Origin of the sequence: Streptomyces sp. ICC1, from assembly GCF_003287935.1 — a bacterium.
Taxonomy (GTDB): domain Bacteria; phylum Actinomycetota; class Actinomycetes; order Streptomycetales; family Streptomycetaceae; genus Streptomyces; species Streptomyces tritrimontium.
Genome location: NZ_CP030287.1, coordinates 4,565,645 through 4,588,514, shown reverse-complemented (window position 1 = coordinate 4,588,514; position 22,870 = coordinate 4,565,645). Strand labels below are relative to the sequence as shown.

The 22,870-nt window shown below is 73.3% G+C and carries 21 protein-coding genes and 1 tRNA gene; 12 read left to right on the top strand and 10 right to left on the bottom strand.

Annotated elements, in window-relative coordinates; genetic code table 11:
* Window positions 1–75 precede the first annotated feature (75 nt).
* From DRB96_RS21605 to DRB96_RS21590, 4 genes are all read left to right on the top strand, one after another.
* Window positions 76–258, top strand: coding sequence for a hypothetical protein (locus tag DRB96_RS21605; RefSeq protein WP_112449938.1), 183 nt, complete (start codon window positions 76–78; stop codon window positions 256–258).
* Between the two features lie 123 nt (window positions 259–381).
* Window positions 382–957, top strand: a complete 576-nt coding sequence (gene sigK / locus DRB96_RS21600) for an ECF RNA polymerase sigma factor SigK (RefSeq protein WP_239516277.1) — start codon at window positions 382–384, stop codon at window positions 955–957.
* A 31-nt stretch (window positions 958–988) separates the two neighbouring features.
* Window positions 989–1,729, top strand: a complete 741-nt coding sequence (locus DRB96_RS21595) for an anti-sigma factor (RefSeq protein WP_112449937.1) — start codon at window positions 989–991, stop codon at window positions 1,727–1,729.
* A 23-nt stretch (window positions 1,730–1,752) separates the two neighbouring features.
* Entirely contained in the window at window positions 1,753–3,345 is a 1,593-nt protein-coding gene (locus DRB96_RS21590; RefSeq protein ID WP_112449936.1) for a molybdopterin-dependent oxidoreductase, read from the top strand.
* A gap of 83 nt (window positions 3,346–3,428) precedes the next feature.
* On the opposite strand, the gene DRB96_RS21585 is transcribed toward DRB96_RS21590, so the two are convergent.
* The gene (locus DRB96_RS21585; RefSeq protein ID WP_162688679.1) at window positions 3,429–4,406 is read right to left on the bottom strand and encodes a DNA repair exonuclease; all 978 of its coding nucleotides are present in this window, start codon (window positions 4,404–4,406) and stop codon (window positions 3,429–3,431) included.
* Window positions 4,403–5,251 carry a hypothetical protein gene (locus DRB96_RS43120; RefSeq protein WP_162688680.1) on the bottom strand — a complete coding sequence of 283 codons (849 nt, stop codon included), beginning with the start codon at window positions 5,249–5,251 and terminating at the stop codon, window positions 4,403–4,405. The genes DRB96_RS21585 and DRB96_RS43120 overlap by 4 nt, the downstream gene beginning before the upstream one ends.
* 279 nt (window positions 5,252–5,530) lie before the next feature.
* On the opposite strand from DRB96_RS43120, the gene DRB96_RS21580 reads away from it, so the two are divergent.
* Together DRB96_RS21580 and DRB96_RS21575 are read left to right on the top strand one after the other, a co-directional pair.
* A complete protein-coding gene (locus DRB96_RS21580; protein WP_112449934.1) occupies window positions 5,531–6,604 on the top strand; it encodes an alpha/beta hydrolase-fold protein in 1,074 nt (357 codons plus the stop codon).
* 132 nt (window positions 6,605–6,736) lie between these two features.
* Window positions 6,737–7,660, top strand: a complete 924-nt coding sequence (locus DRB96_RS21575) for an SDR family oxidoreductase (RefSeq protein ID WP_112449933.1) — start codon at window positions 6,737–6,739, stop codon at window positions 7,658–7,660.
* A gap of 193 nt (window positions 7,661–7,853) precedes the next feature.
* Here the strand turns inward: DRB96_RS21575 and DRB96_RS21570 are convergent, their stop codons facing one another.
* Window positions 7,854–8,624, bottom strand: coding sequence for a TetR/AcrR family transcriptional regulator C-terminal domain-containing protein (locus tag DRB96_RS21570; RefSeq protein WP_112449932.1), 771 nt, complete (start codon window positions 8,622–8,624; stop codon window positions 7,854–7,856).
* A 103-nt stretch (window positions 8,625–8,727) separates the two neighbouring features.
* On the opposite strand from DRB96_RS21570, the gene DRB96_RS21565 reads away from it, so the two are divergent.
* Together DRB96_RS21565 and DRB96_RS21555 are read left to right on the top strand one after the other, a co-directional pair.
* Complete coding sequence (locus tag DRB96_RS21565) at window positions 8,728–9,147, top strand: VOC family protein (protein WP_112453617.1); 420 nt, start codon at window positions 8,728–8,730, stop codon at window positions 9,145–9,147.
* Window positions 9,148–9,224: 77 nt separating this feature from the next.
* Complete coding sequence (locus DRB96_RS21555; protein WP_112453616.1) at window positions 9,225–11,489, top strand: excinuclease ABC subunit UvrA; 2,265 nt, start codon at window positions 9,225–9,227, stop codon at window positions 11,487–11,489.
* Window positions 11,490–11,689: 200 nt separating this feature from the next.
* Here DRB96_RS21555 and DRB96_RS21550 read toward each other — a convergent pair whose 3' ends face one another.
* Together DRB96_RS21550 and DRB96_RS21545 are read right to left on the bottom strand one after the other, a co-directional pair.
* Window positions 11,690–12,709, bottom strand: coding sequence for an enoyl-CoA hydratase/isomerase family protein (locus DRB96_RS21550; RefSeq protein ID WP_112453615.1), 1,020 nt, complete (start codon window positions 12,707–12,709; stop codon window positions 11,690–11,692).
* On the bottom strand, window positions 12,702–13,481 hold the full coding sequence (locus tag DRB96_RS21545) for a helix-turn-helix transcriptional regulator (RefSeq protein ID WP_112449931.1): 780 nt from the start codon (window positions 13,479–13,481) through the stop codon (window positions 12,702–12,704). Before DRB96_RS21545 ends, DRB96_RS21550 begins: the two co-directional genes overlap by 8 nt.
* 183 nt (window positions 13,482–13,664) lie before the next feature.
* Between DRB96_RS21545 and DRB96_RS21540 the strand changes: the two genes are divergently transcribed.
* The gene (locus DRB96_RS21540) at window positions 13,665–14,795 is read left to right on the top strand and encodes an MFS transporter (protein ID WP_343234552.1); all 1,131 of its coding nucleotides are present in this window, start codon (window positions 13,665–13,667) and stop codon (window positions 14,793–14,795) included.
* A 13-nt stretch (window positions 14,796–14,808) separates the two neighbouring features.
* On the opposite strand, the gene DRB96_RS21535 is transcribed toward DRB96_RS21540, so the two are convergent.
* From DRB96_RS21535 to DRB96_RS21510, 5 genes are all read right to left on the bottom strand, one after another.
* Window positions 14,809–15,747: an NAD-dependent epimerase/dehydratase family protein gene (locus tag DRB96_RS21535; RefSeq protein ID WP_112449929.1), complete on the bottom strand. Its 939-nt coding sequence runs from the start codon at window positions 15,745–15,747 to the stop codon at window positions 14,809–14,811.
* A gap of 72 nt (window positions 15,748–15,819) precedes the next feature.
* Window positions 15,820–17,652, bottom strand: a complete 1,833-nt coding sequence (locus DRB96_RS21530) for an ABC transporter ATP-binding protein (protein ID WP_112449928.1) — start codon at window positions 17,650–17,652, stop codon at window positions 15,820–15,822.
* A gap of 251 nt (window positions 17,653–17,903) precedes the next feature.
* Window positions 17,904–18,767 (bottom strand): neutral zinc metallopeptidase, encoded by an 864-nt coding sequence (locus tag DRB96_RS21525; protein ID WP_112463395.1) that lies wholly within the window; start codon window positions 18,765–18,767, stop codon window positions 17,904–17,906.
* A gap of 244 nt (window positions 18,768–19,011) precedes the next feature.
* Window positions 19,012–19,085, bottom strand: a tRNA-Pro gene (locus DRB96_RS21520).
* Between the two features lie 655 nt (window positions 19,086–19,740).
* The gene (locus DRB96_RS21510) at window positions 19,741–20,232 is read right to left on the bottom strand and encodes a PH domain-containing protein (RefSeq protein ID WP_239516153.1); all 492 of its coding nucleotides are present in this window, start codon (window positions 20,230–20,232) and stop codon (window positions 19,741–19,743) included.
* 31 nt (window positions 20,233–20,263) lie between these two features.
* On the opposite strand from DRB96_RS21510, the gene DRB96_RS21505 reads away from it, so the two are divergent.
* The 3 genes from DRB96_RS21505 (at window position 20,264) to DRB96_RS21495 (ending at window position 22,781) form a co-directional block, all read left to right on the top strand.
* On the top strand, window positions 20,264–21,406 hold the full coding sequence (locus DRB96_RS21505) for an NADH-quinone oxidoreductase subunit D (RefSeq protein WP_112449926.1): 1,143 nt from the start codon (window positions 20,264–20,266) through the stop codon (window positions 21,404–21,406).
* A 225-nt stretch (window positions 21,407–21,631) separates the two neighbouring features.
* The gene (locus DRB96_RS21500) at window positions 21,632–22,483 is read left to right on the top strand and encodes an arylamine N-acetyltransferase (RefSeq protein WP_112449925.1); all 852 of its coding nucleotides are present in this window, start codon (window positions 21,632–21,634) and stop codon (window positions 22,481–22,483) included.
* 82 nt (window positions 22,484–22,565) lie between these two features.
* Window positions 22,566–22,781, top strand: a complete 216-nt coding sequence (locus tag DRB96_RS21495) for a hypothetical protein (protein WP_112449924.1) — start codon at window positions 22,566–22,568, stop codon at window positions 22,779–22,781.
* Window positions 22,782–22,870 lie beyond the last annotated feature (89 nt).

Here is a 22,870-nt window from a genome sequence, read left to right as displayed (position 1 = left end):
CACTGACGGAAATCGATCAGGGGCGGCCTCCGGAACCACCGGCGGCCGCCCCTTCCGACGCCGGGAGCGCCCGCCATGTCCGAGACCGACCCGATGAGGCCCCCGATGGCCCTGGAGCCGTTCACCGACGGGGTCGTGGAGCTGCGCAAGCGCGGGAAGGCCGCCCTGAACTGCTGGACGGCGGCGGGCGGCGCGGAGGGCCCGCTCGCGGCCATGGCCCGGCGGGCCGCCGAACGGGCCGGCCGCCCTCGCGCGTGATCCGGAACGGCGCGGGGGCGTACGGGAGCCGATTGCGGCCAATCCGGTGGCGCGGCGGCTCCGAATGGCTGACAAGGCGTGCGACCGCGGAGGAATGCCGGCGGATCGCGGAGGATCGGTGCCGTGGATGACGTGACGGGCACCGGTGAGAGCGAGCGTCTGTCCGTCCAGCTCGGCCGGGTCGCCGAGGGGGACGAGGCGGCCTTCGTCTCCGTGTACGAGGCGGTGAGCGGGTCCGTGCTGGGGGTGGCGCACGCCGTGCTGCGGGACCGGGCCCAGGCGGAGGAGGTGGCCCAGGAAGTGCTGGTGGAGGTGTGGCGCACCGCCGGCCGCTACCGCGCCGACCGGGGCACGGTGCGCGCCTGGGTGCTGATGATCGCCCACCGGCGGGCGGTGGACCGGGTGCGCTCCGCGCAGGCGGCCAGGGACCGGGAGCTGCGGGCGGCCCGGCTGGAGGCGGCGCTGCCGGAGTTCGACGAGGTGAGCGAGGCGGCGATGGACCGCGAGGACCGGGAGCGGGTGCGGCACTGCCTGGCGTCGCTGACCGAGATCCAGCGCCAGTCGGTGGCCCTGGCGTACTACCGGGGCCTGACGTGCAGCGAGGTGGCGCAGACGCTGTCGGTTCCGCTCGGTACCGTGAAGACGAGGCTGCGGGACGGCCTGCTGCGGCTGCGGACCTGTCTCGGGGTCTCGGCATGAGGATCGGATCCGGAATCGGGGTGAGCGGCTGATGAGCGTGCACGAGGACACCGGGGCGTACGTCCTGGACGCGCTGGCCCCGGCGGAGCGCACGGCCTTCGAGGCACATCTGGAGTCGTGCCCCGCGTGCGCCCGAGAGGTACGGGACTTCGCGGCCACGGCGGCCCTGCTGGGCCGGGCCGTCGCCGTGGAGCCGCCGCCGGAGCTCCGGGAGGCGGTGCTGCGCCGCATCCGCGCCGAGGAGCGCCCCGCGCCCGCGCCGGGGGTCGTCCGCGGCCACGGCCGGCCCTGGCTGCGCTGGGCCCTGGCGGCCAGTCTGGTGGCGGTGGCCGGGCTCGGCGGCGTGGCCGTCTGGCAGGACCGGCGGGCGGACGAGGCCCGGCAGTCCGAGCACCTGGCGCGGGCCCGGGCGGAGGCGCTGACCGGGGTGCTGACGGCCCCCGACGCCCGGCTGGTCGTGGGCCGCGGGGCCGGCGGAGCGACGGGCACGGTCGTGGTCTCCCGGGACCGGGACCGGGCGGTGTTCGTGGCCGCGGGAATGCCCTCCGCGCCGGCCGGCCGGTCCTACCAGCTGTGGTTCGCCGACCCGGCGGGCGCCATGCGTCCGGCGGGGCTGCTGGATCCGGCCCGGCCGGATGCTCCGGCCCTGCTGACGGGCGCCGTGGGCGCGGCCACCGGGGTCGGGCTCACCCTGGAACCGGCGGGCGGTTCGGCCGCGCCGACGACGAAGCCGCTGATGCTGCTGGCGCTCCCGGCGCGCGGGGGCGCGTAGGACCGGGCGGAGGGTGACGGCGAATGAACAGCGCGAAGGCGGACCCGGGGCGGCGGCGGTACGCGCTCGGCGCGGCCGGCGGGCTGGTCGCCGCCGCCTTCGGGCTGGCTCTGGCGCACCTGGCGGCCGCGGCCGTCCGGCCCGAGGCCTCCCCGGTGACCGCGATCGGCGGGGCCGTGGTGGACCGCACCCCGGTCGGGCTCAAGGAGTGGGCGGTCCGCCAGTTCGGCACCGGAGACAAGCTGGTCCTGGCCCTCGGCATCCTCGTCGTGCTCGGCGCGGTCGCCGCCCTGGCCGGGCTGCTCGCCGTACGCCGCATGCCGGCCGGCCTGGTGCTCGCGGGCGCCGTCGGGGTGCTCGGGGCGGTGGCCGCGCTCAGCCGCCCCGAGGCCTCGTGGAAGGACGCCCTGCCCTCCCTGGTGGGTGGAGCCGCGGCCGCCGGAATGCTGTACCTGCTGGTCAGAGCCTTGAAACGACCCGCGACCGGGGCCGGGACCGGGGCCGGGGCCGGGGCCGACGGCCTGGACCGGCGCGGCTTCGGCCGCCTCGTCCTCGGCGCCCTCGCGCTCTCGGCCGCGGCCGGGTACGCGGGGCGCAGGCTCGGCGCCTTCGGCTCGGCGGGCGCCACGGCCTCCCGTACGGACCTCGTCCTCCCGGCGCCCTCCGTGCCGGCGCCGCCGGTACCGGCCGGGGCGGACCTGCGGATTCCCGGGGCCTCCCGCTTCCTCACCCCGAACGCGGACTTCTACCGCGTGGACACCGCCTTGGTCGTCCCGCGCGTGGACGCGGACGCCTGGCGGCTGCGCATCCACGGGGAGGGGGTGGCCAGGCCGCTCGCCCTGGGCCTGCGCGAGCTGCTCGCCCGTCCGCTGGTCGAGCACGACATCACCCTGACGTGCGTGTCCAACGAGGTCGGCGGCCCGTACGCCGGCAACGCCCGCTGGCTCGGCGTACGCCTCGCGGACCTGCTCCGCGAGGCCGGGGTGCGGCCGCCGTCGCAGGGCGGTCCGGCCGACCAGCTGGTGGCGCGTTCGGTGGACGGGATGACGCTGGGCACCCCCGTCGAGGCCGTGATGGACGGCCGGGAGGCACTGCTGGCCGTCGGGATGAACGGCGAGCCGCTCCCCTTCCGGCACGGCTTCCCGGTACGGATGGTCGTGCCGGGCCTGTACGGGTACGTCTCCGCGTGCAAGTGGCTGACCGAGCTGCGGCTGACCACCTTCTCCGCGTACGACGCGTACTGGGTGCGCCGGTCCTGGGCCCCGCGCGCCCCGGTCAAGACCCAGTCGCGCATCGACACCCCGCGCCCCTCGGCCGAACCCGCTCCCGGGCGGGTGGCGGTCGCCGGGGTGGCCTGGGCGCAGCACCGGGGCATCGCCCGGGTCGAGGTACGGGTGGACGCGGGCGTCTGGCAGGAGGCGCGGCTCGGGGAAGCGGACGGCGACGACACCTGGCGCCAGTGGGTGTGGATCTGGGAGGCGGCTCCCGGCCCGCACATTCTGGAGGTCCGGGCCACGGACCGGACGGGCGCCGTACAGACGGGGGAACGCGCCGGAACCGTCCCCGACGGGGCGACCGGGTGGCACTCGGTGGCGGTGCGCGTCCGCGCCCGCTGAAGCGCGCGGGGCAACGGGTCGGGCGACAGAGCCTAGTGCTGTGGCCGGGAAGGTTTGCCCGGTGGACCTTTCCGGTCACAGCACTAGTGCTGCGGTCGGAGGGGCTCACCGGGCGCGGGGCAGACCATGGCGCCCGGACCGGCCAGGGCGCGCGCCGGGCCCAGGAGGCCGGGGGGCGTGGCGGCGGTGAGGGTCCACACGACGGCGCCGCCGGGGGGCGGCGGCGGGACGGCCGCGAACCGGGCCCGCAGGTCGGCCTCGGCGGTCTCCGGGCAAGGCAAGTGGAGGTCCTCGTAGCGGACGGGGGCGGTGTCGACCTGCCGGATCCCGATCCGGCCGCCGGCCCCGATGCGGAGTTCGGTGAAACCGCGGCCGCCCGGTTCGCCGGGGCCCCGGGCGTGGGTGTTCCCGGGGTACACCGCGAACGCGCCGGTGCCCGGGACGAGCCGGTGGTGGACGTGGCCGAGCGCCCAGTAGTCGTATCCGGCGCGCGCCAGTGTCCGCGGGTCGGTCGGCGCGCAGGTCCGGCGGCTCCAGGCCCCGTGCAGGCTGGTGTGCAGGAGCCCTATGTTGACGGTGCCGGGGACCGGGCGCGGGTATCCGGCGGCCAGGTCCCGGCGCTCGTCCGGATCCCCCACGGACTGGCCGTGGACGGTGATGCCGAGGTCGGGCCAGCACACCGACGCGGGGGCGTCCGCGGGGAGCCAGCGCACGGACGGCGGGAGGTGCAGCTTGTGCGGCAGCGGGCTCTCGGCGTCGTGGTTGCCCGAGACCACCGCCGTGCGCAGGCCCGCCTCGTGGAAGGCGCCGAGCGCGTCCTGGCAGGCGGCCAGCGCGCGGGCGTCGTCGTGGCGGCGGTCGAAGACGTCCCCGGCGAGGAGCACCGCGTGGTAGCCGTCCCCGACGATGTGGCGCACGGCCGCGCGCAGGGCCTCGTACGGCGCCTCGTACGGGTCTATCGCGGGCGCTCCGGGGTGGTCGGCCAGCCCGCGCAGGGCGGACCCTATGTGCAGGTCGGCCAGGTGGGCCACGCGTATCGGGCCGGGCGCGGAGGTGGTCACGGGCCGAGGATGAGCTCGGTCTTGAAGGCGTCGCGCTCCAGCAGCCAGCCCTCGGCGCGGAGCTTGCCCATCAGGTCGGAGCGCAGTTCGACGGCTTCGCGCAGGGTGTGCGCCTTGGCGGTGATCTCCGCGAACCAGGTCAGCTCGCCGGACGCGGTGCGCAGTCGGCTGACTTGTGTCTCCATCGCGTGATCGAGCATGCGGCCAGGATAGTTCGCCTGGCTTACGGGGCCGTGGAGACGGGATGAAGCGGTGACGGCCTGCGCCCATCCGGCCGGTTTCGCGCCCCACCGGGCGAGCTTTCCGGGGAGCCGGTCCAGGACGAGGGCGCGGGAGGCCTCGAGGCCGGGGAGCTCGCCGGGGGCCAGGCCCGGGACCGGGCGGCACTTCTTGTTGGTGAAGTCGAGGGTGGCGCGGGTGTGGCTGAGATTGACCTGGATCCGGTAGTTCCCGCAGCCGGTGGCGAAGTCGTGCTCGCCGGCCCGGTCCATCACGCGCCGCACCTCGGCCGGCTCCGAGCCGTCGCCGTCGATGTCGAAGCGTGCCTTGTAGGCGAGGCGGATGCGGTTCTCGTCGTCGTGGCGCCGGATGCGGACGATCCAGCCCTGGCCGTTCAGGCTCCGCCCGGCGTCGTCCACGTACTGCGCGACCTCGACGCGGCCGGGCGCGCCCAGCGAGAGCGCGTCGGCCGCCGCGTCCGTGGGCAGCCCGCCGGCGTCCAGCACCTGCTCGGGGTCGACGAGCAGCTTGACCTGGTAGACCGTGCGCGCCGCCGGCGTCGGCGACAGCCCGGACCGCGTCCCGGACTGGATCCGGCGATTCGTTCTTTTCGGAGTGTTCCGCATATCCCCGTCGATCCTGCCTCATACGGCACCAAGACGGCCCAAACCCCCGGAGCCGTGCTGATGAACAGGCGGTGAATCTACCCCAGGACGCCGGGCTCGGGTCGCCGGGAGGCGCCGGGTCGGAGGCGTCGGGTCGGAGGCGGCAGAGCCCGGGCTTCCCGGCCGAAACGGTGCGCACGCCACCCCTTCCCGGGCGGCGCTCGCCGTAGATTGAACGTATTGTCCGGACATTACGGTCAAGTCGTCCCGCATGTCAGGAGCCGGCGCAGTGGAGGCGCAGTGGAGCTGACCAGTACGTCGTTCCTCGTCACCCTGATCGTCGTCACCGTGCTCGCCATGCTGGCCGCACTGCTCCTGTGGAACCGGATCCCCGGCCCGGGCTGGGTGCGCTGGCCGGCCCGGCTGGTGATGATCGGCCTGTGCCAGCTCACCGCCATCTGCGTGGTGGCCACCTGGATCAACGGGAGCTACGGCCTCTACTCCTCCTGGGACGACCTCCTGGGCACCGACGCCGGGCAGAACGACTCCGCCATGACCGGGCCGCCCCTGGGGCGGGCCAAATTCACCCTGGGCGGTGACGGCACGCGCAGCACGTACTTCCGGGGCTCCCACTCGAAGCTGGCCGGCCAGGTGATCGTGTGGACTCCCCCGGAGTACGACGCGCCGGGCGCGGAGCAGACCCGGTTCCCCGTACTGATGCTGCTGCACGGCTACCCGGGCTCGCCCCGCACCTGGATCGACCTCGGCAACATGCCCGGAGCGCTCGAGCAGCTGGTCCAGCTGGGCGCCGCGCACCCGTTCATCCTGGTGATCCCCGAGATCTACCCGGGCGGGGTCAACACCGACTGCACCAACACGCCGCGGCGCAAGGTGGCCGACTGGCTGGCCGAGGACGTCCCGGACCTGGTCGCCAAGAACTTCCGCACCCTGCCCCAGCCCGCGGGCTGGGGGGTGATGGGCATCTCGACGGGGGCGTTCTGCGCGGCCAAGCTGCCGCTCCAGTACCCGAAGGCGTTCCGGGCGGGCGCGGCCCTGGACCCCGATCCGCTGACCGGGGACCCGGACGTGCTGGCCGATCCCGTCCTGCGCGAGCGCAACAGCCCGATGTGGCTGGTCCGGCACGCTAAGAGGACCGATGACGTGGGCCTCTTCCTGGCCACCTCCTCGCAGGACAAGGACAGCCCGCCGCAGCAGCTCGCCGACTTCACCAAGGCGGCCGAGGGGACCGGGGTCCGGGTCAAGACCCTGGTCCGGCCGCAGGGCGGCCACAACTTCCAGACCTGGATCGGGATGTACCCCGACGCGCTGGGGTGGCTGAGCACGGAGATCTCCCCGCCGGCCGGGGCCCCGTAGACCGCCCGGCCCCGCGGGCCGCCCGGCCTCGCAGACCCCCGGCCCCGCAGACCGCCCCGTGCGGCCAACAGCGCGGCCGGCCGGGCGGGTTGTTCGGGGCCCGCCGCGCGCGGACGTCGTAGGGTCGCGGGCATGGGTGAAGAACGGCGGGATCTGGAAGGCAAGGTGGCCCTGGTGGCCGGGGCGACCCGGGGCGCGGGGCGCGGCATCGCGGTCGAGCTGGGGGCGCGGGGCGCGACGGTGTACGTGAGCGGGCGCAGCACGCGGGGCCGGCGCTCGGAGTACGACCGGCCGGAGACGATCGAGGAGACGGCCGAGCTGGTCTCCGCGGCGGGCGGGCACGGGATCGCGGTGGTCGCGGACCACCTGGTGCCGGAGCAGGTGCGGGCGCTGGTGGAGCGGATCGACACCGAGCAGGGCCGCCTCGACGTGCTGGTGAACGACATCTGGGGCGGCGAGCTGCTCTTCGAGTGGGAGAGCACGGTCTGGGAGCACGACCTGGACAAGGGGCTGCGGCTGCTGCGGCTCGCGGTGGAGACCCACGCCGTCACCAGCCACTACGCGCTCCCGCTGCTGCTGCGCGAGCCGGGCGGGCTGGTGGTGGAGATGACGGACGGCACGGCGGAGTACAACGCGACCCGCTACCGGGTCTCGTTCTTCTACGACATCGCCAAGTCGGCCGTGCTGCGGATGGCGTTCGCGCTCGGACACGAGGTGGGGCCGCGCGGCGCGACGGCGGTCGCGCTGACCCCCGGCTGGCTCCGCTCCGAGATGATGCTCGACGCCTTCGGGGTCACCGAGGCGAATTGGCGGGACGCACTGGAGAAGGTCCCGCACTTCGGCATCTCGGAGACCCCGTCCTACGTCGGCCGCGCGGTCGCGGCCCTGGCCGCCGACCCGCAGGTCTCCCGCTGGAACGGGCAGTCGCTCTCCAGCGGGCAGCTCGCCGGGGTCTACGGCTTCACGGACCTCGACGGCAGCCGGCCGGACGCCTGGCGGTACATGGTCGAGGTCCAGGACCCGGACCGCCCGGCGGACGCCACGGGCTACCGCTAGTGCTGTGACCGGAAAGGTTTGCCGGGTCGCGGTGTTCGGTGCGGTGCATCGCAAGGCGGAGGACCACGCCTCGTACTGGACGTACCGGTGTTGTCCGACAACGCGGCGAGGTGCCGTGCCGGGCGCCGCGACCCGGTGAACCTTTCCGGTCACAGCACTAGCCCTGTGACCCCGCCAGGCCTCCGCTCCCCTTTTACCCCTTGTCCACCCGGCGGGCGATCCCGTCGAGCAGGCAGCGCAGGCCGAAGGCCCAGACCGTCTCGGGGTCGTACGCGCCGACCGCGCTGCCGACCCGCCCGGCGAGAGGGTAGCGCTCGGGGTCCATGGCCCGTTCCAGCAGGGGCGCGCTGGCCTCCCACCAGTCCTGGTCGCTCTGGCGGGCGTTGTGTGCGGCGGTGTCGGCCGCGGCCAGGGCGTTCGCGTGAACGAAGCCGAGGAGGTGGGTCAGGGCGGCGTCCATCTCCGCGTCGGTGAGGCCGATGCCGTCGAAGGCCGCGAGCTCGTGGTCGTACTTTCCGATCACGCCGGGCCCCAACGGAGGCCGCGTTACGGACAGTTCAGCGATCCACGGGTGCCGCACGAGCAGGGCGCGGTTGTCGTCGGCGACGCGGGTGATGCGCTCGCGCCAGGGGCCGGAGGGGGCCGGCGCAGCGCGCTCCATGGCCAGGTACGCCCCGTCGAGCATCAGGTCGAGCAGCTCGGCCTTGCCGGGGACGTACGTGTAGAGGGTCATGGGCGTGACTCCGAGCCGCTGGGCCAGCGCCCGCATGGTCAGCGCGGCCAGCCCGGACTGGTCGGCGGCACCCGCCTCGTCGGCGAGCGCGATCGCCGCGTCGACGACGGCGTCCACGGTAAGCCCCTGCCGGGGCCCGCGCCGCCCGCTGGGCGCCCCCTGCCCCGGCTCGCGCCACAGCAGTTCCAGTGTGCGGACGGGATCGCCCGCCCCGCTCCGGTCCTTCGCCACGCCCTGCTCCTCCCTGCCTCCCGGCAGTCCGCACAGTAACTTTCTACGCTGTATAGAATACTGTGTACAATGAAACTCCGAGCCACGATACAGGAGGAGATCCATGCGCATCGCGAGCACCGCCACATGTCTGACCGTCGAGGACACCAACGCCTCATCCACCTTCCTGACCAGGCATTTCGGATTCCAGGAGACGATGGCCGCCGACGGCTTCGCCTCCCTGTCCCACCCCGACGGCCCGCACGTGGTCTTCGTACGGCGCGGTCTGGAGGTACTCCCCGAGGGACTGCGCGAGCAGCGCGCCGCCGGAGTGCTCCTCGCGTTCACCGTGGCCGACCTGCCCGCCGAGTACGAGCGGCTGCGCGCGGAGGGCGTCACGATCCTCATGGAGCCGCGCGTGGAGCCCTGGGGCGAGCGCGTGTTCCTGGTGTCCGACCCGAACGGAGTGGTCGTGGAGATCGTGGACTGGGTGGACACCGGGACCGAGGCCGATGCCGGGGCCGATATCGGGGCCGGGGCCTGAGCACCGAACCGCGAACCGCCGACGGCGAACCGCGAACCGCGCATCAACAACCGAGAGCCGGGAGCCGAAAACCACCCATGAGCCTTGCCGACAACCATCAGGTCATCCAGGTCCGGGGCGCCCGGGAGAACAATCTCGCGGACGTCTCGCTCGACATCCCCAAGCGCCGCCTCACCGTCTTCACCGGCGTCTCCGGATCCGGGAAGTCCTCGCTCGTCTTCGGCACCATCGCGGCCGAGTCACAGCGCATGATCAACGAGACGTACACGGCCTTCATCCAATCGTTCATGCCCAGCCTGGGCCGGCCGGACGTGGACGCCCTGCACAACCTGAGCGCGGCCATAGTCGTCGACCAGGAGCGGATGGGCGCGGGCTCCCGCTCCACCGTGGGCACCGCGACCGACGCCTACACGATGCTGCGGATCATCTACTCCCGGCTCGGCACCCCGCGCATCGCCGCGGCCGGCGCCTTCAGCTTCAACACCCCCGACGGCATGTGCCCCCGCTGCGAGGGCACGGGCCAGGTCTCCGAGATCGACGTGGACCAGCTCGTCGACCGCGAACTCTCCCTCAACGAAGGGGCGATCACCGTCCCCGGCTTCGCCGTGGACTCCTGGTACTGGCAGGTCATGGCCGGCTCCGGCTTCTACTCCCCCGACACCAGACTGAAGGACTTCACCGAGCGGGAGTGGGCCGACTTCCTGCACAAGGACCCGGTGAAGGTGAAGACCGGCACCAACAACGTCACCTACGAGGGCCTGATCACCAAGATCACCCGGACGTACCTGTCCAAGGACCGCGAGTCCATGCAGCCCCACATCCGGACCTTCGTGGACCGCGCCGTGGTCTTCGCCGACTGCCCGGACTGCGGCGGCACCCGGCTGACCGCCGCCGCGCTCGGCTCGCGGATCGAGGGCGTGAACATCGCCGAGTGCTCGGCGATGCAGATCAGCGATCTCGCCGGGTTCGTCGCCGGCATCGAAGACCCGGGCGTGGCGCCGATGGTGGCGAACCTGCGCGAACTCCTCGGCTCCCTCGTCGAGATCGGCCTCGGCTACCTCAGCCTGGACCGCCCCAGCGGCACCCTGTCGGGCGGCGAGGCCCAGCGGGTCAAGATGGTCCGGCACCTCGGATCCTCGCTCACGGACATCACGTACGTCTTCGACGAACCGACCACCGGCCTGCACCCGCACGACATCCGGCGGATGAACGACCTGCTGCTGCGGCTGCGCGACAAGGGCAACACGGTGCTGGTCGTGGAGCACAAGCCCGAGGTCATCGCGATCGCCGACCACATCGTGGACCTCGGCCCGGGCGCCGGCACCGCCGGCGGGCGGCTCTGCTACGACGGGGACGTGGCCGGCCTGCGCGCCTCCGGCACCCTCACCGGCCGGCACCTCGAACACCGGGCGAAACTGCGGGAGTCCGTACGCAGTCCGCGCGGGCAGCTGTCCGTCAAGGACGCCGATCTGCACAACCTCAAGGACGTCAGCGTGGACGTGCCCCTCGGGGTGCTGACCGTGGTGACGGGCGTGGCGGGCTCCGGGAAGAGCTCGCTGATCCACGGGTACCTGGCCGGACGCGACGGGGTGGTGGTCGCCGACCAGTCCCCGATCCGGGGCTCGCGCCGCTCCAACCCTGCGACGTACACCGGCCTGTTGAACCCGATACGCACCGCCTTCGCCAAGGCCAACGGGGTCAAGGCCGCGCTGTTCAGCGCCAATTCGGAAGGCGCCTGCCCCCACTGCAACGGCCTCGGGCTCCTCTACACGGACCTGGCGATGATGGCCGGGGTGGCTTCGGTCTGCGAGCGGTGCGAGGGCAAGCGGTTCACGCCGGAGGTGCTCACGTACCGGCTGCGCGGCAAGAACATCGCCGAGGTGCTCGACATGCCGGTGGCGGAGGCGTACGAGTTCTTCGCCACCGGCCAGGCGCGGGCGATCCTGGGCCGGCTCGCGGACGTGGGGCTCGGCTACCTGCGCCTCGGGCAGCCGCTGAACACCCTGTCGGGCGGTGAACGCCAGCGGCTCAAGCTCGCCATCAGCATGGCGGAGAAGTCCTCGACCTACATCCTGGACGAGCCGACGACCGGGCTGCACATGGCCGATGTGGACAAACTGCTCGCACTGCTGGACCGGCTCGTCGACGACGGCAACTCGGTCGTCGTCATCGAGCACCACCAGGCGGTCATGGCGCACGCCGACTGGCTGATCGACATCGGCCCGGGCGGCGGCCACGCGGGCGGCCGGGTCGTCTTCGAGGGCACCCCGGCCGAACTCGTCGCCACATCGGACACCCTGACGGCCCGCCACCTGCGCGCGTACGTGGCGGACGCCCGCTAGTGCTGCGGCCGGAAAGGTTTGCCGGGTCGCGGTGTCCGGTGCGGTGCATCGCAAGGCGGAGGGCCGCCGCTCGTACTGGACGTACTTCGGTGGTCCGACAACGCGGCGAGGTGCCGTGCCGGGCGCCGCGACCCGGTGGACCTTTCCGGTCACAGCACTAGGGCTGCGGCCGGAAAGGTTTGCCGGGTCGCGGGGGGTCCCTATCCGAGCGGGCCGAAGAACCGCGCGACGTCCCCCTCGGCAACGCCCTCCAGCGAGGCGGGGGACCAGCGGGGGCTGCGGTCCTTGTCGACGACCTGGGCCCGGATGCCCTCGACCAGGTCGGGCGCGGCCAGCATGTTGCTTGAGACCCGGAGTTCCTGCTCCAGCACGGCCTCCAGCCCGTCGAGGGCGGCGGCCCGGCGCAGCGACTCCAGGGTCACCTTGAGGGCGGTCGGGGACTTGGCGAGGATCGTCTCGGCGGCTTCCTTGGCCGCCGGGTCCCCGTACCCGAGCAGCCGGTCCACGATCTCCTCGACGGTGTCGGCCGCGTAGCAGTGGTCGATCCACCCCCGCCACTGCCCGAGCCGCCCCGGCTCGGGCGTGGCGGCGTACCGCGCGATGACCTCGGGGGCGGGGGCGCCGGCGAGCTCGGCGGTCAGCGCGGCCAGCCGGTCGGAGGGCACGAAGTGATCGGCGAGCCCGCACAGCATCGCGTCGGCGGCCCCCACGGCGGCGCCGGTGAGCGCGAGATGGACCCCGAGCCGCCCGGGCGCGCGGGCCAGCAGGTAGGTCCCGCCGACGTCGGGCACGAACCCGATGCCGGTCTCGGGCATGGCGACGCGGGACCGCTCGGTGACGACGCGGACGCTCCCGTGGGCGGACACCCCGACCCCGCCGCCCATCACGATCCCGTCCATGAGGGCGACGTAGGGCTTCGGATACCGGGCGATGCGGGCATTGAGCCGGTACTCGTCCTGCCAGAAGCCGACGGAAGCCCTGCTCCCGCCCTTGGCGTCGTCATGGATGGCCCGGATGTCCCCACCGGCGCACAGCCCGCGCTCCCCGGCCCCCCGAAGGACCACCTGCTCGACCCGGGGATCGGCCGCCCACCCGGCCAACGCCTCGGACATCCGCAGCACCATGCCATGGGTCAGCGCATTGAGCGCCCGGGGCCGATTGAGGGTCACCACCCCCACGCGCCCGTCCCGCCCGCACACCACGTCACCGCTCTCATTGATCACCCACCCAGTGTGCCGGGTCCCGTTCCTTCGCGTGGGTGCCGGGGGTGTGGCCGAAGGCGCGACGGAAGACGTCGATGAAGGCGCTCGCCGAGGACCAGCCGCAGCGGTGGGCCACCGCCGTGACCGGGGTACCGACCGACAGCAGGCGCAGGGCCTGGTGCAGGCGCAGCTGGGTGCGCCACTGGGGGAACGTCATGCCCAGCTCGGCGCGGAACAGCCGGCTCAGCGTGCGCCCGCCGGCCCCCGCACCCGATGCCGCCGCGAGTTCCGCCAGCCCGCGCGGGTCCGCCGGGTCGGCGTGCAGCAGCGCGCACACGGCGGCCAGCCGGGGATCGGCCGGGGCGGGCAGGTGCAGGGGCTGGAGTGGTGAAGCGCGGAGCTGGTCGAGCAGGACGGCGAGCAGCCGGCGCCGCTCCGCGCTGCCGTCCTCGGGGGTCCTGGTGTACGCCAGGATCAGCTCGCGCAGCAGCGGGCCGACGGCGAGCACGGCGGGGGCCGAGAGGGAAAGCGGGTTGAGGTGGGTCGGCAGGCCCACGCAGTGCAGGTCCGCGCGGCCGAACGCGCGGTGCTCGTGCACCGTTCCGGCCGGGATCCACAGGGCGCGGGTGGTCGGCGCGACCCAGGTGCCGGCGTCGGTGGTGACCGACAGCACCCCCGATCCGGCGTAGCAGATCTGGTGGTCGTCGTGGCGGTGCGGATCGATGCCGTGGTGGGTGTCGAGCTCGCGCACGCTCGTCGCCGCGCGGGGGGTGTGGCGGATCTTCTGCATCACCCGGCAATTTATCGGAAGCGAGCCGCCCCGGGAGAGGGGGATCCTCGAACCGTGACTTCGACGACAGGCTCGACAACTCCCCTTCCCGCGGCCGATCCCAGCACTGGATCCCGGGCCCGTCCGTCGTCCGGACCGCCCGGCCGGATGCGTACGGCCGGCTTCTCCGCCGGCCATTCGTGCGTGGACGTCTACCAGGGCGCCGTCGCCGCGCTCGTCCCGTTCCTCGTCTCCGAGCGCGCGTACGGGTACGCCGCCGCCTCCGGCATCGTGCTGGCCGCCTCCCTGCTCTCCTCCGTGGTGCAGCCGCTGTTCGGCGTGCTGACCGACCGGTGGCCGATGCCCTGGCTGATCCCGCTGGCCACCGCCGCCGCCGGTCTCGGCGTGGCCCTGGTCGGGCTCGACGCCGGGTATCCGGCCACGCTCGCCGCCGTCGCCCTCTCCGGGCTGGGCGTCGCCGCCTACCACCCGGCGGCCGCCCGGTTGGTCCGCACGACGGGCGGCCCGGGGCACGGCACGATGAGCTGGTTCGCCCTCGGCGGCACCATCGGCTTCGCGTGCGCACCGCTGCTGGTCGTCGCCGCGCTGGCCCTGCCGGGGACGGCGGGCTGGTGGCTGCTCGCCCTTCCGGCCACGATCGGGGTGTTCCTCAACTGGCCGCCCTCCGGACGGCGTTCGGGCGCCGCGCTCCCGACCGGCGACCCGCGCTCCGGGCGGTCCGCCGACCACTGGCGGGCGTTCCTGCGCCTCTCGTGCGTGGTCGTCGTCCGCTCCGTGGTCTTCATCGGCCTGAGCACCTTCATCGCCCTGTACGTGCGTGAACGCGGCGGCGGCGAGACCGCCGGGGCGGTGGCCCTGTTCGCCCTGTTCGCGGGGAGTGCGGGCGGCACCCTCCTCGGCGGCCGGCTGGCCGCCCGCTGGGGCCGGGTCACCACCGTCCACCGCTCCTACGCGGCCGCGGTGCCCGCCATCGCCGGGATCCTCTTCCTCCCGCTGCCCCTGGTGTACGTGTGCTCCGCGCTGGCCGCCGCCGCGCTGTACGCGCCGTTCTCGCTCCAGGTCACTCTGGGCCAGGACTACCTCCCGACGCGCATGGGCACCGCGAGCGGGGTCACCCTGGGCCTGACCGTCAGCGTCGGCGGGCTGGCGAGCCCCCTCATCGGAGCCGCGGCCGACGCCGCCTCGCTGCGCGCCGCCCTGCTCCCGCTGGCCGTACTGCCCCTGCTGGCCTGGGCCCTGGCCCGCCGCCTCCCGGACCCTGCCGCGCCGGAAGCCGGCGCCGCCCAACCGGACAGCGTGCGGCCCCGGACGTGACGGGCCCCGGACGTCACCCGGCCGCCAGGCGCTCGCGCCACCAGTCCACGGTTGCCGCGACCTGCTCCTCGACGGGGGTGGCCCGGACCGTGAACGCGGCCTCGTAGGCGCCCGAATCGACGACGAACGGACGGTCGAACTGGTAGCGGACCTCCCTCAGTTCCCGGAGCAGCGGGGAGAAGACCCCCGCCGCGGCCAGTACGGCGGAGGGGATCCGGCGCACGACGGCCGGCCCGGTTCCCGACCGGGCGGCCAGGAGTCCGGCCATCTCCCGTACGGAAAGGGCGGGTTCGGTGGGCACGTGCCAGGCCCGCCCCCAGGCCCGCTCCTCGCCGGCGACCTCGACCAGGGCCCTGGCCACGTCGGGAAGGTACGACCAGCTGTGCGGGGCGTCCGGGTCCCCGAGCGTGGAGACGGGCTTGCCGCGCAGCAGCGGGGGCACGACCCGGGCGGCGAGGTGGCCGCCGCCGGTCACGCCGGGCCCGAAGAAGTCCGAGGCCCGCACCTCCACGGCCTTGATCCGGCCCTGTTCGTGCAGGTGGCGCGCCTGCTCCCAACCGGCCGCGCGAACCCGCCCCTTGGTGCCCGTCGCCGCGAGCGGCAGGTCTTCCGTCAGCGGGCCGTCCACCGGACCGTAGCCGTAGAGGTTGCCCAGCATGACCAGTACGGCCCCGGTCGCCTCGGCCGCGGCGCAGGCCGCCGAGGTCAGCCGGGGCCAGTCGGCGGCCCAGCGGTGGTACGGCGGCGCGGCGCAGCCGTAGATCACGGCCGCGCCCTTCACCGCGTCGGCCAGCCGCGCGCTGTCCGTCGCGTCCACCGCGACGTGCTCGATCCCCGGCTCCGGGCTCCGGCCCGACGCGGTCACGACCCGTACGGAACGGCCCTGTTCGGCCAGCAACCGAGCGGTGGCGGCCCCGGCGGGCCCGAATCCCAAGACGACATGAATGCTCACGTGCGCACCCTAGCGCTGTGACCGGAAAGGTCCGGTGGACCTTTCCGGTCACAGCGCTGGCCCCGCGCCGGGTCAGGGCCGCGTGGGAGTCTCGCCGAGGAAGCCGCCCGACTGGTGCTTCCAGAGCTTCGCGTAGGCGCCTGCCGAGGTGAGCAGCTCCTGGTGCGTGCCCTGTTCCACGATCCGTCCGCGGTCGAGTACGACGAGCCGGTCCATGGTGGCCACCGTGCTCAGCCGGTGCGCCACCACGAGCGCCGTCCGCCCCTCCATGAGCCGCCACAGCGCCTCTTGGACGAGGATCTCGCTCTCGGAGTCCAGGGCGCTGGTCGCCTCGTCGAGCAGCAGGATCGGCGCGTCGCGCAGGATGGCCCTGGCGAGGGCGACCCGCTGGCGCTGTCCGCCCGACAGCTTGATGCCGCGTTCGCCCACCATCGTGCCGAAGCCGTCCGGGAGCGCGTCGGCGAACTCGGTGACGTGCGCCGCCTCGGCCGCCCGCCGGATCTCGGCGTCGGTGGCGCCCGGCCGGGCGAAGGCGATGTTGTCCCGCAGCGTGCGGTGGAACATCGCCGGGTCCTGCGGAACGTAGGCGATCATGCCGCGCAGGTCGGCCTGGCGGAGCCGGCTGATGTCCTGCCCGCCGATCAGGATCCGGCCGGCCTCGATGTCCGTCATCCGCAGCAGCAGCCGGGTGAGCGTGGTCTTGCCGCCGCCGGAGCGGCCGACGAGACCGATCTTCGCCCCGCTGGGCACGGCCAGCTCGAGCCCCTCGAAGAGCGGCTTTCCGCTGCCCCCGTGCGCGAAGGTCACCTGCTCGAAGCGGACGCAGGCGCCGCGGGACAGCAGCGGCTCCGGGGAGGGCGGGTCGAGTACGGTCGGCGGCTTCAGCAGCAGTTCGGTGAACTGCGCGGCCTCCGTCATCGAGCTCTCCAGACGGCGGTAGATCTGGTTGAACTCGAACATGATCCGCGTCGCGTTGGTGTAGTACGTGAACGCGACGACGACCGCCTCCACGCCGTGCCCGCCCCCGGCGAGCGCGACCGCCATCAGCAGGCCGAGCGCGTTGGTCAGTACGGACATGGGCGCGACCAGCGTGTCGATGCGCAGGTTGCCGTAGTCCCACGACCGCAGCATGAGCCGCCTCGAGGCGGCGACGCGGGACCGGTGCTCGGCGGCCTCGCTCTCCTCGGCGGCGAACGCCCGGACGGTGTCCATGTTCATCAGGCTGTCGGCGACGTGGCCCGACACCCGGGCGATCGCCTCCTCGCGCTCGTCGACGAGCGCCTGCCGGCGCCGGACGAGCGGCACCACGCACAGCGCTGTCAGCGTGATCATCGCCAAGAGCCCGACGACGAGCAGCGGTTCGTACTGCCACAGCACGACCGAGCCGAACAGCAGCGGCACGAAGCTGCCGATGACCGAGAACGTCAGCGTGTCGACGAGCTCCTCGAACCGGGAGGCGAAGCTCAGGACCCGCTTGGTCAGCGACCCGGCGAAGTTGTCGTGGAAGAACGCGGCGTCCTTGGCGAAGAGCTCGTCCATGCCGATGACGTACATGTGCTCGATGCCGCGGGCGTCGAGGCGGTTGAGGCAGTGCAGCCCGAGGCGCCACAGTGCCTCCGAGAGCAGCAGCACGCCGGCGAAGCCGAGGACGTACGGCAGCGTCGAGCCGATGCCCATGCCGCTCCCGCTCCCGCTCCCGCCTGCGGCGATTCGGCCGACGAGCTTCGCGACGATCAGCGGCGCGATGTAGTTGATGCCGATGTTGCCGAGCGCGGGGAGCAGCATCGCCGGCAGCGTCAATCGCTTCTGCCGGGCCAACTCCCGTCCGTAGTAGCGGAGTACGAGGAGCACCGAGCCCTTGCCCGGCGAGGTTTCACGTGACTGCGGCGATTGCGGCGATCCCATTCCAACCCTGTGTCGTCGTGTGGCGACTCGCCACGTGCTTCTCAGCGGAGACGCCGGGCGCGAGTTCCCTCGCTCGGGTGATCGTGTGACGGGCGGGCGGGACCCGGCGCCGCGGCCCTGCGCGGTTCGATCCGGCACCGGCAGGGGCACCGGTGGACCAGGAATCGCAGTGTCCCGCGACGGCACCCGCGCAGTCCAAGCGTTTTTCCCGGCCACCGGCGGCCGACTCGTTCACGCCGCGAGCGCGCCGCTCACCGCAGGTTCAGGGCGGAGGCGGCACCCGGCCAGTAGGCGACGATGCAGCGGGTGGGATCTCCGGTGTTGTATCCCCTCTCGAAGGCCGCCTGCCTCTCGTCGGGGGTTCCGTGCCCGGATTTTCCCGGGGGATCGCCGATGGCTCTCAGCGAGGCGATGACCTCGGCCCAGTCGCCCGATTGGATGTACCCCTTGTGGAATGCGCTGAACGCCCAGTTCCCGCTGAAGCAGTCGGCGATCAGCTCTTTGTTCTTGTCACCGCTCGGCATGTCCGGGACCGGCACGTTCAGGGCGTTGTACTGCTTGAATATCTCGTCCTGGATGTGGTGACCGAATTCATGGGCCACGACGACGGCCGCGGCGAAGTCGCCCGTTTTCTCCGGAACCCGACCGAAGAGCTCCCCGCTCCATATCTTGGCGAAGGAGAAGACCGGCAGGACGATGTCCCCTTCGCCGGCATGGCAGTAGTAGGCATTGGACGTGAAGCCGGTGACCACCGTGCCGCCGCATTCGGCCGCGAACGTGTACGTCGGTTCCAGTACCGTACCCACGAGGTGATACCTCACCGACGGCTCCACGAGTCCTTGAATCCGCGCGAAGTATTCCGCCCACATTCTGTCGGCGTCCTTCACGATGACGGTAAGGAATGCGGGAACGTCGACCACACCGTTCTGCTGCGCTTCGCTGGAGAATCCCTGCCCCGATTCCGCCTCCGGCAGTCTCTGCTCGGGGTTCCAGGACGGTTGCGGGGTCGGTTGGGGTTGCGGGGCCGCCGACGACTCGTGCGGCGCGAGCAGGGAGAGGGCGGCCGCCATCGCACCGGTAGCGGCAAGGACGGCAAGATGGGATCCGCGCTTCATGGACACCGCCCACTCAGTCGTCCCCGAGGAGCCGTCGTCGAGACGGAGGCAGGCTCGCACAGCTGTACTTCCAGCTTGCGTCCGCGGGAGCGGGGCGGCAAGCCCGGGGTCCGAGCTGACGCGCGCTCAACGCGATCGTGCCCGGCCGGCTGTCGCCGACCCGGACCCGGACCCGGACCCGGAAAACGATCAGAGGCCGTATCGGATCGCTCCGATACGGCCTCTGATCTACGACTCTTTCGAGTCGGGACGACAGGATTTGAACCTGCGACCCCTTGACCCCCAGTCAAGTGCGCTACCAAGCTGCGCCACGTCCCGTTGTGCTTCCGACTGGGCTTCCCACTTGGGCTTTCCCCGTCCCGGCGGCACATGCAGAACATTACCCCACGACGAGGGGTGTGCATGCACGGGTAATCGGTGGAGGGAGGATGAGGGGGTGAAGGCAAGGGATCGGGACGCTGAGGGGCGGGCGCGCAGCGCCCGGCCGAGGGACGGGCTGGGGCGGCCGCTGCCCTACGGGGCTCAAGGAGTGGGGCGGCAGCCCGAGGGCGTGGTGCGGACCCCCGCGGAGAGCGTCGCGCAGGCGCAGCGGCTGCTGGACGCGGGGAAGCCCTTCCACGCGCACGAGGTGTTCGAGGACGCCTGGAAGTCCGGGCCCGAGGAGCAGGCGCCGCTGTGGCGGGGGCTCGCGCAGCTGGCGGTCGGGCTGACGCACTCCGCGCGCGGGAACGCGGTGGGCGGGGCGCGGCTGCTGCGCCGCGGAGCGGATGTCCTGGCCGGACGGGACGGGACCGGGGCCGCGGCCGCCCCCGAGACCGCCCCCCGGGCCTGTCCCTTTAACACCACCTGCCCGCCCCACGACGGGAAAGAGGAGGCGGGGCGGGGGCACCGAGGCCGGGGGCACCGAAGCCGGGGGCACCGGGGACGGGCGCATCGGGGACGGGTCCACCGGCCGCGGGCACGGACCGCGCGGTCACAGGCCGGCCGATCTTGCCGCGCCGAGCTCGGTCAGCCGGTCGCGCAGCCGCTCCGCCTCCGCGGGCGCGAGCCCGGGGATCCGGGCGTCCGTCGCCGCCGCGGCCGTGTGCAGTTGTACGGAGGCCAGTCCGAAGCGGCGCTCCAGCGGCCCCGAGGCCACCTCGACCAGCTGCATCCGCCCGTACGGGACCACGGTCTCCTCGTGCCACAGCACGCCCCGGCTGATCAGCAGGTCGTCCGCGCGCTCGGCGTAGCGCCAGGAGCGCCAGTTGCGGCCGAGCACCACCCAGCCCCAGGCCAGGACCACCAGCCACAGCGCGCCGAGCGAAGCCCAGACCGGGCCGGCCGCCAGCCCCAGCACCAGGGCCGTCACCAGGCCGAAGAACCCCGTCCACACCACCAGCAGGAGCCGCCGCAAGGTGAGCAGCCCGCCCGGCAGCCCCACCCACTCGGGTCGGCTCGTCTCACCCGTTGTCCCGGTTTCCATCTCCCTAGCGTAGGGCTGCGAGAATGCGGCCATGACGGAGACCACGGTCGGCATCGGCGGCGCGGCGGAGAGCACCGACATGGTGCTGAACATCGGCCCCCAGCACCCTTCCACGCACGGCGTGCTGCGCCTGCGCCTCGTCCTGGACGGCGAGCGGATCGTGAGCGCCGAGCCGGTGGTCGGCTACATGCACCGCGGGGCCGAGAAACTCTTCGAGGCCCGCGACTACCGGCAGATCGTGATGCTCGCGAACCGCCACGACTGGCTGTCCGCGTTCTCCAACGAGCTGGGCGTCGTCATGGCCGTCGAGCGGATGCTCGGCATGGAGGTCCCCGAGCGGGCCGTGTGGATGCGGACCCTGCTCGCCGAGCTGAACCGGGTGCTGAACCACCTGATGTTCCTCGGCTCGTACCCCCTGGAGCTGGGCGGCATCACCCCGATCTTCCACGCGTTCCGCGAGCGCGAGGAGCTCCAGGCCGTCATGGAGGAGATCTCCGGCGGCCGCATGCACTACATGTTCAACCGGGTCGGCGGCCTCAAGGAGGACCTCCCGGCCGGCTGGCTGGGCCGCGCCCGCGAGGCCATCGCCGACGTCCGCACCCGCATGCACGTCTACGACGACCTGGTGCGCGGCAACGAGATCTTCCGCGCCCGCACGCGCGGCGTCGGCGTCCTGTCCGCCGAGGCCGTGCACGCGTACGGGGTCTCCGGCCCGATCGCCCGCGCCTCCGGAGTCGACTTCGACCTGCGCCGCGACGAGCCGTACCTCGCCTACGGCGATCTCCAGGACGTGCTCAAGGTCGTCACCCGTACCGAGGGCGACTGCCTGGCCCGCTTCGAGGTGCTGCTGGAGCAGACCCACAACGCGCTGGACCTGGCGGTCGCCTGCCTGGACCGGATGGCGCAGCTGGCGCCCGGTCCGATCAACCAGCGGCTGCCCAAGGTGCTGAAGGCGCCGGAGGGCGAGACGTACGCCTGGACCGAGAACCCGCTGGGGATCAACGGCTACTACCTGGTCTCGAAGGGCGAGAAGACCCCGTACCGGCTCAAGCTGCGCTCGGCCTCGTACAACAACATCCAGGCCCTGGCGGTGCTGCTGCCCGGGCAGTTGGTCGCGGACATGGTCTCGATCCTCGGCTCGCTCTTCTTCGTCGTCGGCGACATCGACAAATGACCCCGCGCGGGCTCGAGGACACCGCCTAGTGCCGTGGCCGGGAAGGTTTGCCGGGTCGCGGTGTCCGGTGCGGTGCATCTCCCCCAGCTACCGCTGGGAGGGGCCCCCGGGCGGAGGACCACGCCTCGTACTGGACGTACCGCCGTGGTCCGACAACGCGGCGAGGTGCCGTGCCGGGCGCCGCGACCCGGTGAACCCTTCCGGTCACAGCACTAGGGTGGCTCGATGATCTCTGGCATAACCGCCGACTACCTGCGGCGGCTCGGCATCGCCGACCCGGGCAGCCCCTCCGCCGAGGGGCTGTTCGCGCTGCAGCGGGCGCACGTGGAGCGCATCGCCTACGACAACGTCGACATCCAGCTCGGCCGGCCGCCCGGCATCGACCCCGAGCTGTCCGCGCGCCGCTTCGCGGCCGGCCGCGGCGGCTACTGCTTCCACCTCAACGGCGGCCTCGCGCTGCTCCTGGAGACCCTGGGCTACGAGGTCACGCGGCACGCCGGCGGCGTCAACGCCGACCCCGGGGACCGCTCGGTCAGCGGCGGGCACCTCGCGCTGACCGTCCACGTCGAGGGGACGACGTACCTGGTGGACGCCGGGCTGGGCGACGGCCCGTACGAGCCGCTGCCGCTGCGCGAGGGCTCCTACGAGCAGGGCGGGTTCCGGTACGCGCTGGAACGGCTGGATCCGCTGGAGGGCGAGGGCCCGGGCTGGACGCTGCGCAACTTCGCCGGCCCCATGCCCCGGGTGAACTTCCGCGACGCCCCGGCGGCCACGGCCGATTTCGAGGCCATGCACGCGTGGTTCTCGACGGCCGGGGACTCCCCGTTCGTCCGGACCTTCGCGGTGCTGCGGCGCGACGCGGAGGGCTCGGACGCGCTGCGCGGGCGGATCCTGACCCGCGTCGACGGCGTGCAGGGGTCGAGCGAGCGCGAACTGGCCGACCAGGAGGAGTTCTTCGAGGTCATCGGGGGCGTCTTCGGCCGCGGGCTGGACGATCTGACCCCGGCGGACCGGTCGGCGCTGTGGGCCCGCGTGAACCGCGCCCACGAGGCCTGGCGGGCGGCCCGCGGCGCCTGACCCCGGCGGCGCCTCCGCGGGGCCGAGGCAGGGCGGTCGGGCGGGGCGGGCCGATGTCCTTGGGGCAGGGCAGACTTGGGGCATGTCCCACTCACCCCGCCGGGCCTGCCCCTCCTGCGGCCGCGACTGCGCCGTCACCGCCGGGCGGATCGCCCGCCACGACCCGCCCTCGGGCCGGGGGCGCGGGGACCTCGTCTCCTGTCCCGGATCCCGGGCCCGCGTGGTCCTCGGCGCGTCCGCCCCGACGCTGGACGGCTTCGCCCTGTCCCCGAACCCGGGCCAGCTCCCCTTGTTCTAGTGCTGTGACCGGATAGGTCCACCGGGTCACAGCACTGGTGGGGCTAACACCCCCTGGACTGCACCGGGTTGCCGGATGTCGGGGCCGCG

What these genes read in the sequence shown, in the direction of transcription:
- DRB96_RS21565 (WP_112453617.1), top strand. Translation starts at nt 8,728, where the DNA reads ATGCGCATCGCGAGCACCGCCACATGTCTGACCGTCGAGGACACCAAC.
- DRB96_RS21530 (WP_112449928.1), bottom strand. Translation starts at nt 17,652, where the DNA reads ATGGGATCGCCGCAATCGCCGCAGTCACGTGAAACCTCGCCGGGCAAG.
- DRB96_RS21525 (WP_112463395.1), bottom strand. Translation starts at nt 18,767, where the DNA reads ATGAAGCGCGGATCCCATCTTGCCGTCCTTGCCGCTACCGGTGCGATG.
- DRB96_RS21500 (WP_112449925.1), top strand. Translation starts at nt 21,632, where the DNA reads ATGATCTCTGGCATAACCGCCGACTACCTGCGGCGGCTCGGCATCGCC.
- DRB96_RS21510 (WP_239516153.1), bottom strand. Translation starts at nt 20,232, where the DNA reads ATGGAAACCGGGACAACGGGTGAGACGAGCCGACCCGAGTGGGTGGGG.
- DRB96_RS21575 (WP_112449933.1), top strand. Translation starts at nt 6,737, where the DNA reads ATGGGTGAAGAACGGCGGGATCTGGAAGGCAAGGTGGCCCTGGTGGCC.
- DRB96_RS21590 (WP_112449936.1), top strand. Translation starts at nt 1,753, where the DNA reads ATGAACAGCGCGAAGGCGGACCCGGGGCGGCGGCGGTACGCGCTCGGC.
- DRB96_RS21555 (WP_112453616.1), top strand. Translation starts at nt 9,225, where the DNA reads ATGAGCCTTGCCGACAACCATCAGGTCATCCAGGTCCGGGGCGCCCGG.
- DRB96_RS43120 (WP_162688680.1), bottom strand. Translation starts at nt 5,251, where the DNA reads ATGCGGAACACTCCGAAAAGAACGAATCGCCGGATCCAGTCCGGGACG.
- DRB96_RS21505 (WP_112449926.1), top strand. Translation starts at nt 20,264, where the DNA reads ATGACGGAGACCACGGTCGGCATCGGCGGCGCGGCGGAGAGCACCGAC.
- DRB96_RS21605 (WP_112449938.1), top strand. Translation starts at nt 76, where the DNA reads ATGTCCGAGACCGACCCGATGAGGCCCCCGATGGCCCTGGAGCCGTTC.
- DRB96_RS21495 (WP_112449924.1), top strand. Translation starts at nt 22,566, where the DNA reads ATGTCCCACTCACCCCGCCGGGCCTGCCCCTCCTGCGGCCGCGACTGC.
- DRB96_RS21545 (WP_112449931.1), bottom strand. Translation starts at nt 13,481, where the DNA reads ATGCAGAAGATCCGCCACACCCCCCGCGCGGCGACGAGCGTGCGCGAG.
- DRB96_RS21595 (WP_112449937.1), top strand. Translation starts at nt 989, where the DNA reads ATGAGCGTGCACGAGGACACCGGGGCGTACGTCCTGGACGCGCTGGCC.